The following is an 11,404-nucleotide window of genomic DNA, read 5'->3' as shown; positions in this document are numbered from 1 at the left end:
TTTTACTTCACGAAAAAGAACAAAATTCATGAATTGTATAGATATTGCTAGACGTGTCTATAACCATACGTGGAAACTTGATCCAATCATCCGTTCTCTTCTTGATACAGATTTTTATAAACTTCTTATGGTGCAGATGATCTGGGGATTGTATCCAGATGTTAATGCTACTTTTTCTCTCATAAACCGCACAAAAACAATTCGTCTTGCCAATGATATTGATGAAAGTGAATTGCGCGCTCAACTTGATCATGCCCTTAGCTTGCGCTTTACTAAGAAAGAAATGATCTGGCTTGCCGGTAATACATTTTATGGACGTAAACGAATTTTTGAACCAGATTTTCTACAGTGGCTTGAAAAATTTCAGCTTCCAGAATATGAACTAACCCGCAAAGATGGTCAATATATTCTTCGTTTTGATGGACCATGGGCTTACAGTTCTATGTGGGAAATTCCTGCTCTCGCTATCATTAGCGAATTACGTTCACGTGCTGCTATGAAAGATCTTGGTCTTTTTGCACTTGATGTACTTTATGCTCGTGCCAAAACAAAAATGTGGAGCAAAATTGAACGACTTAAAAAACTGCCTGACATTAAAATATCTGACTTTGGTACAAGACGTCGACACTCCTTTTTATGGCAACGCTGGTGTGTTGAAGCTTTAAAAGAAGGAATTGGTAATTCTTTTACAGGCACTTCTAATGTCCTTCTCGCCATGGATACAGATGTAGAAGCTCTTGGTACAAATGCCCATGAATTACCAATGGTTATTTCTGCTCTTACCAACAATGACGATGATTTACGTAAAGCATCTTATAAAGTCTTACAAGATTGGAATCGTTATTATGGTGGTAATCTTTTAATTGTATTGCCTGATGCTTTTGGCACAGAAGCTTTTTTACGAAATGCTCCGGAATGGGTAGCAGACTGGACAGGCTTCAGGCCCGACAGCGCTCCCCCGATCGAAGGAGGTGAGCGAATCATCAAATGGTGGCAAGAAAAAGGAAAAAACCCACGTGAAAAATTATTAATTTTTTCCGATGCTCTAGATATAGATACCATTGAGAAAACTTATCACCACTTTCATGGCAAAGTCCGTATGTATTTTGGATGGGGAACTAATCTCACTAATGATTTTGAAAATTGTGCACCTAAAAATGTTCCAAATCTTGAAGCCATCTCTCTTGTCTGTAAAGTCACCCATGCAAATGGCCGACCAGCTGTAAAACTTTCAGATAATCCTGAAAAAGCTATTGGTGATCCACAAGAAATACAGCGTTACTTAAATTTTTTTGGGAATGAACAACGCACTGCTAAACCTGTAAAAATTTAACCATTAATTAATTTGTATAAAAATAACTTCTGAACAATAAATTTAACCGACAAAATATTCCTTTTTAAATATAAAATAAGATTATAATCCAATCTTGCCTCGTTGCAATCGCGCTTCCTAATACCAAGAACAACAATTCTCTTTAATGCATGCAGCAGTCTTATAATATTTTGAAAAATCTTATAAAGTGAAATACCGTTTCGGTATTTATAAATGCTAAACTTTTATAAAATAAATCAAAGTAAAAATACTTCTTTTAGTAAAATTTTCCATTTCGACCATATTTAAGAAGATGGACGCGTTATAATATAAAGAGCTATCATCAATAAAATAACTGCAACCAATAAAATAAGCCATAAAGCTGGATGGATTATCACCAAAAACGATAAAAAACCCCCTAGCATACTTATCACTGCAAAAATCTTGATAGATGACGGAATAGCTTTCTTTTCCTCCCATTTTTTAATAGGAGAACCAAAAATTCTGTGATTACACAACCAATGATGAAAACGTGGCGATGAACGAGCAAAACACCATGAAGCGACTAATAAAAAGGGTACTGTAGGCATAATAGGTAAAACGATACCGATAAAACCTAATACAATCATTGCCCATCCTAATATAGAATAGCAAATACGGAGAGGGCGAGATATCTTAAAATCTTTCTTCATTATTTATAGCTGTTTTTTCTTACTCAGATACTATTATGCAAAATATTGTTATTACGAAATTTAATAGATCATCATCTCTCTAAATAATACATTAACCTAATGCACTCTCAGGAATAATTGTTTTCCAAAACAAAGAACAATCTATACAATATGATAATAATTTTAAAGTTTTCAAACAATAAAAATTAACTCTTTTAGAGAATTCCCAAAAAAAGGCTGCATGATAAATCAATGCAGCCTTGTAATTACGAATGCAGCGTTGGGAGGAGTAATACTGCATTCATCCACTAGACATTAGGAGGAAAATGACCTAGCTCTCCTTTATTTAGTGAAAACATATGCTAGAAACAACATACAAAAATGCATAGCTGCTATGCGTAATTTCCATTACATTTAAATTTTTTGAACTGTACTCTGACGAAAGGAAGTGGATATAAAAATAACAATAAAAATAATTGTTAAAATCAATACAATTGTAGCAGCAGAATCAGAACCAATAAATAAGCTGAGATAAATTCCTAGAAAACTGGAACACACTGCAATAAATACAGCAATTAAAAGCATAGAAAAAAAATGCTTAGTAAGGAGATAAGCAATAGCACCTGGTGCAATTAATAAAGAAATAACTAAAATAATTCCAACTGCCTGCAACGCAGAAACAATTGTCAGAGAAATCATTGTTAAAAAAGTATAATGAAGCACCGATATTGATAACCCTATTGCACGTCCTTGAACTGAATCAAAAACGTACAACATAAAATCACGCCATTTTATACCTAAAACCATCGTAACAATAACAGAAATTATTGTTGTTTGCGTAATATCAAGCCAATTAACACCTAAAAGATTACCAAATAAAATATGATTTAAATCTAAATCGCTATATATTGCTGTTGTTAAAACAAGCCCTAAACCAAACATGGATGAAAACACAACGCCCATAACAGTGTCCTGTTTAATCCGACTGTTATTCCCTAAGAAACCTGTTACAATGGCACAAATCATACCTGCTAAAAAAGCACCACAAGCAATCAAAGTCATTGTGACATTAGCAGGACGTACATCATGAAACCAAAGAAACGGCATAGAAGACAAAAATGTCATAGCCCATGGCGTTGCCATATATCCAACAACTACTCCAGGAAAGACTGCGTGAGAAATTGCATCTCCTAAAAGAGCCCATCCCTTTAAAATAAGGAAACAAGAAAGTAGAGCCATTGGAATAGCCAAAATAATGGTAATCATCATCCCTTTAATCATAAAAGAGAACTGAAAAGGAAGTAGCAATTGATCAATCATATGTCACCACACCTTTTTGCTGCTCTCACACGTAAGCGTGCAGCAATGTAACCGTGTTTAGGAGCAAAAATAAAGGCGACTATAAATAAAAACGTTTGAAAAAGTACAACAACACCACCAGTTTGCGCATTCAAAAAATAACTCATATAAACACCCAAGATACTTGTAAAGGTTCCAATCATAACTGCAATGATCAAAAGATTTACAAAACGATCACTTAAAAAATAAGCCGTTGCCCCCGGTGTAATTACAAGACAAATCACTAAAAAAGCTCCTACTGTTTGCATAGCCGCAACAGTACAAGCAGCAAGAAGTGTAAAAAAGAGAATTTTTAATAGCGTAACATTTAGTCCAATAGCGCGCGCATGACTCTCATCAAATAAAAAAACCAACAAGTCTTTCCATTTCATACACAATATAAAAAGAGAAAAGAACCCAATACAAGCTAACTGCATAATATCTGATGAACTAACTGCTAAAACATTTCCAAGAACAATTGTATCAATATTAACAGACATTGGTCTTAATGATTTCAGGAACAATCCAAATGCAAAAAAGGAAGAAAAAATTAAACCAATAATTGTATCTTCTTTTAGCTTTGTTCGATAATTTAAAAATAACATTGCCGCAGCAGCAAGCCCACCAGAAAAAAAAGCTCCAAATGAAAAAGGGAGTCCCAAAAGATAAGCACCAGCAACTCCAGGAACAATCGAATGGGAAAGCGCATCACCAATCAATGACCAACCTTTTAACATTAAAAAAGCAGAAAGAAAGGCACAAACACAGCCAACTAACCCTGAAACCCACATTGCATTAATCATATATTGATAGGCAAAAGGTTCAAGCAACCAAGGAATCATAAAATATGCTCCAGCTTTTGATTGCAATCATGAAATAAAGACTTATCATCTGTGGCAATATCATTTTTTTGTGCATTTTGGGAACCAGCATAATGATGACGCAGAGAACCACCAAAAAATTTTTCAAGATTTTTTTGTGTAAAAACCACTTCTGTTATTCCAGAAGCGACAACCGTTCCCTTGATTAAAATCGTTCGATCACAAAATTCAGTAACGGAATCTAAATTGTGAGTCGAGACTAATATAACAGCACCTTCTTTACGCAAATCTTGTAACAAAGTGATAATTTTATCCTCTGTTTTGATATCAACTCCTGTAAAGGGTTCATCGAGTAAAATCGCTTTTGCTTGTTGCGCAAGAGCACGTGCCAAAAAAACGCGTTTCTTTTGTCCACCAGACAGCTCACCAATCTGACGTTTAGCAAATGGCAACATATCGACACGTTCTAACGCAATACGAACAGCTTCATGATCTTGTTTTCGAGCATAGCGAAAAAAATTCATATGACCATATCGTCCCATCAGAACAACATCTTCAACGAGAACAGGAAAGTCCCAATCAATATCCTCACTTTGGGGAACATATGCAATAAGATTTTGTTTCAAAGCCTTTTTAACTGACAAACCTAAAATGCAAATCTTCCCCTTTGAAGGTTTTACAAATCCCATAATAGCTTTAAATAATGTAGACTTCCCTGATCCATTAACCCCAATCAATGCAGAAATAGAACCCATAGGACTTTCAAAACTCACTTCTCGCAAAGCTGTATGCCCGTTACGATAAGTCACAGATACATCTTGGACAGATATTCCAGACTCAGTCATCGGCTTCTTACCTCATCTGACAAAGCCTTAGTAATACGTGCACTCGTAACACGTAATAAATCAATATAAGTAGGAACCTCACCATCCTTACTACTCAGTGAATCAACATAAAGAACACCCCCATACTTAGCCCCTGTTTCCCTTGCCACCTGTTTGGCAGGCGCAGCAGAAACAGTGCTTTCAGAAAAAACAACCGGAATATTATATTTCCGAACTGTGTCAATGACACGCTTAATTTGCTGCGGTGTCCCTTGCTGATCAGCATTAATAGGCCATAAATAGAGTTCTTTCAAACCAAAATCACGAGCCAAATAACTAAACGCACCTTCACTTGTTACAAGCCAACGCTTATCTTCTGGTATTGTTTGCAACTCAGCTTTAATTGGGTCAATGCTCAAGCGAATTTTTTGTTTATAAACTTCAGCATTCTTATTATAAATAGCAGCATGCTTAGGATCATATTTTATAAAAGCATCACGAATATTATCAACATAAATCAAGGCAGAGATTGGTGACATCCACGCATGAGGATTGGGTTTACCGCTAAAAGGCCCATCTCCAATTTTGATAGTCGCAATACCTTCTGAAACAACTACACTTGGAACATCCTTGATATTTTGAAAAAATCTCTCAAACCAAAGTTCTAATTCTAAACCATTCCATAAGATAAGGTTAGCTCCTTGAGCTCGCATAAGATCGCGTGGCGTAGGTTGATATTCATGAATTTCAGCACCTGGTTTGGTAATTGACTCAACATCAGCAACATCACCTGCAACATTACGAGCCATATCGGCAATAATAGTAAAAGTTGTAACAGCTTTAAATTTACCAGCGCTCAAAACTGTACTGGGGGTTAAAAGAATTACACCCCAAAAACATGCGATAAAAAAAGCTTTCAGTTGCATTGATTTTCTTTCTATTGCTAATGATTTGCATTATCATATACAAATAACAGTTAATTTCTAACTTTGCAATAATTTTAAAAATAATGTCTTTTCTAGCTATTTTAAAAAAGAGAATAGTGAAATATTTGTTTCATATTCAAGAAAACAAAACTATGTCTGCACAATATAATAATTAATGACGCAAATATGCGCCTGTTGTTTTCGCGACATTCTCAATTATTTTTAAAGTCAATCTTTCAAGATCTTCATCAGTTAAAGTCCGTTCCATAGGCTGAATAGTCACTTCAATTGCAACAGATTTTTTATCATGACCAAGACTTGGATCTTCAAAAAGATCAAAAACCTGTACTGAATGAATAAGTTTTTTATCCGCTCCACTCACAGCACGAATAATAAGAGAGGCTGCAACTTCTTTATCAACAACAAATGCGAAATCACGTCGTACCCTTTGAAAAGGTGATAAACTTAAAGAAGGATGAATTTTAGTAACCTTTTTTTTGGGCTCTGGAATTCGATCAAGGAAAATTTCAAAACCGCATATAGGACCACTTACACCTAACTTTTCCAGAGTAGTAGGATGAAAAATACCAAAAAAACCAAGAATAACCTTTGGTCCAAGTTTGATAACACCCGAACAACCAGGGTGATACCAATGAGGTGCTCCAATTTCAATTTGCACTTTATTGCTATCCATACCACATGCTTCTAAAACAGCAAATGCATCCGCTTTAGCATCAAAAACATCCACTGCCTTTGCATTTCCAGTCCAAAAGCGTCCACCTCCTTCAAACTTTTCCGTACCACAACGAATACCACTAGCAACATTCCGTTGCTTATCCGGTGTATCACCTTCATAAATGTTGGAAACTTCAAACAAAGCAAAATCTGAAAAACCACGATCAATATTTCGCTGTGCAGCAACAAGTAAGCCAGGTAAAAGAGAAGGACGCATTACAGACATATCAGAAGCAATAGGATTCACTAATTTAAGCTGTGCCTGACCGCCCCCAAAAGCTAATGCCTGATTTTCAGAAATAAATGACCATGTTATGGCTTCCATCATACCTCGATACGCTAAAATCCGACGAGCAGTATGTGAACAAATCTGCAAAAATGTAAACGTTTTCTGCTTAACTTCAGCTAAACTTTCCAACGGTATAGGCTGTATCTTATCTAATCCATAAATTCGCATGATTTCTTCTACTAAATCAGCCTTACCAACAATATCAAGACGCCAGGTTGGTACTGTAACCGTAACCACATCCCCTTTTCCTTCAAGGCCAAATCCAAGTTGTGTCAAAAGAGTAAAAGCTTGCTCTGGTTCTATCTCTAAATTGGTTAAACGCTTAATTTCAGAAAATGGAAAAACTATCTTTTTAATTTCTGGCTTTTTATACCCAATGACTTGTGTTGTTGATGCTTCACCACCACAAAAACGCAAAACTAATTCCGCAGCAATCTCAAGACCCGATTCCATAAAAGCCGGGTCAACACCCCGTTCAAATCGGTAACGCGCATCACTAATAAGTCCTAATGAACGACCTGTGCGTGCAATATTCTTTGAATCCCAAAGCGCTGATTCAATAATGACACGACGTGTTTTGTCATCACAACCAGTTCTTTCACCACCCATAATACCGGCAATGGCAATAACACCCTCTTCATCCGCAATAACACAATTTTCAAGACCTAAATTGTAAACTTTACCATTTAATGCTTGAAATTGTTCACCCTCACGACCAAGACGGACGCTCAATTTCCCCTTAAGCTTATCCGCATCAAAAACATGAAGGGGACGACCGAAATCAAAACTGATATAATTTGTTATATCAATCAAGGCATTTATTGATCGCAAACCAATAGCATTCAAACGCTGTTGCATCCATTGCGGCGACCTGCCATTTTGTACATTGCGAATCTCACACCAAGAAAAACCTGAGCATAATGATAAGTCCTGCGGATAATTCAAAGATACTTGAACTGATGTTTCAAAAAACGAAGACAGTTGTGGTAAAGATAATTTTTTTAATCTTCCAATTCCAGTTGCAGCCAAATCACGCGCAATTCCTCTAACACCTGTACAATCAGAGCGATTAGGTGTTAAACCAATATCAATCACTGGGTCATCTAATCCTGCATAAGTTACAAATGACATCCCAATAGGTGCATCTTTCGAAAGTTCAATAATCCCACAATCCTCATCGAATAAACCAAGCTCTGCTTGTGAGCACATCATACCAAAACTTTCAACACCACGAATTTTCCCTACAGATAATGTCACATCAAGTCCAGGAACATAAGTGCCTGGCAACGCAAGAACACCAACAAGTCCAGGACGTGCATTTGACGCACCACATACAACTTGGATAGGCGAATCAGACCCTATATCTACTGATAAAACCTGTAATTTATCCGCATCAGGATGTTTAATAGCAGTTAAAACTTTTGCAATTACAAAACCGGCTAAAGAAGAACGATCTTCAATATGATCAACCTCAAGGCCAATTGCTACCAGTTTATCGCAAATTTCATCCAAAGACGCACTTGTCTCTAAGTGATCTTTCAACCAAGATAATGTAAACTTCATTTTCAAACCTCACACGACAACGGCTATAAGATCACACACTATTTAAACCAGAAAATAAAAGAGAGATGTCAAAACAGCGAAAACCATAATGATTTAACCAACGAACATCAGCATCAAAAAAAGCTCGTAAATCAGGCATACCATATTTTAACATAGCAATACGATCAATACCCATTCCCCATGCAAAGCCTTGATATTCATCCGGATCAAAACCAGCATTCCCCAAAACATGAGGATGCACCATTCCACATCCTAAAATTTCTAACCAATCACGACCTTCGCCAAATTTTACTTCCAAACCAGAACGATCACATTGAATGTCCACTTCCATAGAAGGCTCAGTAAAAGGAAAGAAAGAAGGGCGAAAACGCATCTTTACCGCAGGTACTTCAAAAAAGGATTTACAAAAAGTTTCATGAAGCCACATCATATGTGCAATGTTAGAAACTTTATCAATCACTAATCCTTCTACCTGGTGAAACATTGGTGAATGAGTTGCATCAGAATCCATACGATATGTTTTTCCAGGAATAATAATACGTATCGGTGTCTGTTTTTTTTCCATCACACGAATTTGCACCGGTGATGTATGTGTACGCAACAATTTTCGATTTCCCATTTCATCAACATCAAAAAAGAAGGTATCATGCATCTCACGTGCGGGATGACCTTCAGGAAAATTTAACACAGTAAAATTATAATAATCCGTTTCAATATCTGGCCCTTCTGCAATAGAGAAACCCAGATCCTTATAAATGGTTACAATTTCATCAATCACCTGTGAAATAGGATGAATACGGCCCCGCTCTATAGGTGATGAACGAACAGGTAAAGTGACATCAACGGTTTCATTAGAAAGACGTATAGCCATTGCTTGATTTTTGAGAGCATCACGCTTTTGCATCCATAATTCTAACACGCGTTTTTTTAATCCATTAAGTGCCGGGCCTAGTTTATGCCGCTCATCAGCACTCATATTGCCTAATGTCTTTAATTTTTCAGAAATGCTCCCCTTCTTCCCTAAAGCTCCAATACGCACTGCTTCAAGTGTTTGTTCATCATTCGCTGCTTCTAAAGCACAACAAATTTTTTGTTCCAAATGCTCAATATCGTTATCGTTCATAATTTCTGCCTATTTTTTCAATAAAAAAACCGCACCAGTAATAACCAGCGCGGAATCTCGAATAAATGAATGCCTAAAGAGAACGCAGCTGGCTACTTGACAGCGCTTTCAAAAGCATTGGGCGTTGTGTCTTTTAAATACTCTAAAGCTTTCTTTGCAGAATCCACCAAAGCAATAAATACTGTTGGATCATAAATAGCTATATCAGAGAGAATCTTACGATCTATCTCAATACCAGCCTTTGTTAAACCATCAATAAAACGCCCATAAGTCAAGCCCTCTACACGAACAGCAGCATTGATTCTTTGAATCCACAAAGCACGAAAAGTACGTTTTCTGTTTTTACGATCACGATAAGCATATTGCTTTGAACGGTCAACTGCTGCTTTAGCTGCACGAATGGTGTTTTTACGACGACCATAAAAACCTTTAGCCTGTTTGAGAACCTTCTTGTGCTTAGCGTGAGCTACAACACCTCTTTTTACACGTGCCATAAATAATCTCCTACAAAATCAAAGCAAGGCTTAAAGGCCATTTGGTAAATAACACTGAATAACTTTTTTAGCATCTGGTTCAGCCAATACCATCATTCCACGTGCATCACGAATAAACTTATTAGAACGTTTAATCATACCATGCCGTTTACCTGCAGCAGCTGCTTTAACTTTGCCTGTCGCAGTAACTTTAAATCGCTTTTTAGCAGATGATTTTGTTTTCATTTTGGGCATTTCGTTACTCCATACGTTATACGTTTAAATTCGATCAAGCTGATCAAAGCTCGAGTAAACATTTGAACAGCCACGGCATGCCCTGCCGGGCAGTTCTGATTGCATTTTCATAAGCCAGTATACATAAAATAGCAAGTCCGTGTTAAAAAAAAACTGGAGCTCCATTGCCTTTAACTTCAACTAAAGGTGCTGGAACCGCATTCGTTTTAATCGCCGCTTTGCAGAGATCTGCAATGATGCACTGTACACATTCTACTTTACGCGCCTTGCAAATATAACGTCCATGTAAAATGAGCCAATGATGCGCATACTGTAGATAACAATCTGGAATAATTTTTACTAATTTTTCTTCGACCTCTTCCGGTGTTTTTCCTGATGCTAAACCAAGACGATTTCCAAGACGCAAAATATGCGTATCCACTGCCATAGTAGGCTGTCCAAAAGCAATGTTCAAAACAACATTCGCAGTTTTACGTCCTACACCAGGGAGTGTCATAAGTGCTTCACGATTATCAGGAACTTGTCCACCATATTGATCAATCAAACGACAACAAAGTGCATAAACATTATGCGCTTTTGCACGCCAAAGACCAATCGAACGAATATGCTGTGCAATTCCTTCTTTTCCTAATGTAATCATTTTTTCTGGTCGATCAGCAAAGCAAAACAATTTTTTTGTAACTTTGTTAACACTCGCATCCGTAGTTTGAGCAGACAGAACAACCGCAACCAAAAGAGTGAAAACATTGGTATAATTAAGATCACTCCTAGGTGTAGGACGCTGAACAGAAAAACGACGAAATATTTCTGCAATTTCATCCTCTCCATAAATTGTCTTAGTATTTTTGTATACCTCTAATGATTTGATCACTTTTTCAGTCATTACACTCTATTAGATCTTCTTTTCCAACGTTTTTGTTTCATTTTGCTCAATGGCTGCCTTATAAAATTACCACAACGATATATATCTATCGTATTTACTTTTTTAAATTGTAGATAATCAAAAAACATGACAATATATCTGTAAAGTTAATTGTTTTCGTTAAAATAATTATAAAATTATATACATGTCTT

11 protein-coding genes are annotated in these 11,404 nt (G+C 36.5%); 1 reads left to right on the top strand and 10 read right to left on the bottom strand.

The window, feature by feature from the left end; all coding sequences use genetic code 11:
* Positions 1-28 precede the first annotated feature (28 nt).
* Complete coding sequence (gene pncB / locus Bho11B_RS01555; RefSeq protein WP_078673483.1) at positions 29-1,333, top strand: nicotinate phosphoribosyltransferase; 1,305 nt, start codon at positions 29-31, stop codon at positions 1,331-1,333.
* A gap of 284 nt (positions 1,334-1,617) precedes the next feature.
* Here the strand turns inward: pncB and Bho11B_RS01550 are convergent, their stop codons facing one another.
* From Bho11B_RS01550 to nth, 10 genes are all read right to left on the bottom strand, one after another.
* Positions 1,618-2,004, bottom strand: coding sequence for a YbaN family protein (locus Bho11B_RS01550; protein WP_078673482.1), 387 nt, complete (start codon positions 2,002-2,004; stop codon positions 1,618-1,620).
* A gap of 393 nt (positions 2,005-2,397) precedes the next feature.
* Positions 2,398-3,303, bottom strand: a complete 906-nt coding sequence (locus tag Bho11B_RS01545; protein ID WP_035005494.1) for a metal ABC transporter permease — start codon at positions 3,301-3,303, stop codon at positions 2,398-2,400.
* Positions 3,300-4,163 carry a metal ABC transporter permease gene (locus tag Bho11B_RS01540; protein ID WP_035005488.1) on the bottom strand — a complete coding sequence of 288 codons (864 nt, stop codon included), beginning with the start codon at positions 4,161-4,163 and terminating at the stop codon, positions 3,300-3,302. The genes Bho11B_RS01545 and Bho11B_RS01540 overlap by 4 nt, the downstream gene beginning before the upstream one ends.
* Positions 4,160-4,987, bottom strand: coding sequence for a manganese/iron ABC transporter ATP-binding protein (locus tag Bho11B_RS01535; RefSeq protein WP_035005486.1), 828 nt, complete (start codon positions 4,985-4,987; stop codon positions 4,160-4,162). Before Bho11B_RS01535 ends, Bho11B_RS01540 begins: the two co-directional genes overlap by 4 nt.
* A complete protein-coding gene (locus Bho11B_RS01530) occupies positions 4,984-5,892 on the bottom strand; it encodes a metal ABC transporter substrate-binding protein (RefSeq protein WP_078673481.1) in 909 nt (302 codons plus the stop codon). The genes Bho11B_RS01535 and Bho11B_RS01530 overlap by 4 nt, the downstream gene beginning before the upstream one ends.
* 172 nt (positions 5,893-6,064) lie before the next feature.
* The gene (gene pheT / locus Bho11B_RS01525) at positions 6,065-8,479 is read right to left on the bottom strand and encodes a phenylalanine--tRNA ligase subunit beta (protein WP_078673480.1); all 2,415 of its coding nucleotides are present in this window, start codon (positions 8,477-8,479) and stop codon (positions 6,065-6,067) included.
* A 31-nt stretch (positions 8,480-8,510) separates the two neighbouring features.
* Positions 8,511-9,602 carry a phenylalanine--tRNA ligase subunit alpha gene (pheS, locus tag Bho11B_RS01520; protein WP_078673479.1) on the bottom strand — a complete coding sequence of 364 codons (1,092 nt, stop codon included), beginning with the start codon at positions 9,600-9,602 and terminating at the stop codon, positions 8,511-8,513.
* A 92-nt stretch (positions 9,603-9,694) separates the two neighbouring features.
* Positions 9,695-10,096 carry a 50S ribosomal protein L20 gene (gene rplT / locus Bho11B_RS01515; protein ID WP_035005479.1) on the bottom strand — a complete coding sequence of 134 codons (402 nt, stop codon included), beginning with the start codon at positions 10,094-10,096 and terminating at the stop codon, positions 9,695-9,697.
* 30 nt (positions 10,097-10,126) lie between these two features.
* Positions 10,127-10,330, bottom strand: a complete 204-nt coding sequence (gene rpmI, locus Bho11B_RS01510) for a 50S ribosomal protein L35 (RefSeq protein WP_035005477.1) — start codon at positions 10,328-10,330, stop codon at positions 10,127-10,129.
* A gap of 142 nt (positions 10,331-10,472) precedes the next feature.
* Entirely contained in the window at positions 10,473-11,213 is a 741-nt protein-coding gene (nth, locus tag Bho11B_RS01505; protein ID WP_078673478.1) for an endonuclease III, read from the bottom strand.
* Between the last annotated feature and the right edge of the window lie 191 nt (positions 11,214-11,404).

The organism is Bartonella sp. 11B, from assembly GCF_002022625.1.
Lineage (GTDB): Bacteria > Pseudomonadota > Alphaproteobacteria > Rhizobiales > Rhizobiaceae > Bartonella > Bartonella rochalimae.
Note: the sequence above shows the minus strand (reverse complement) of the source record. Positions and strands in the feature narration are given on the sequence as shown.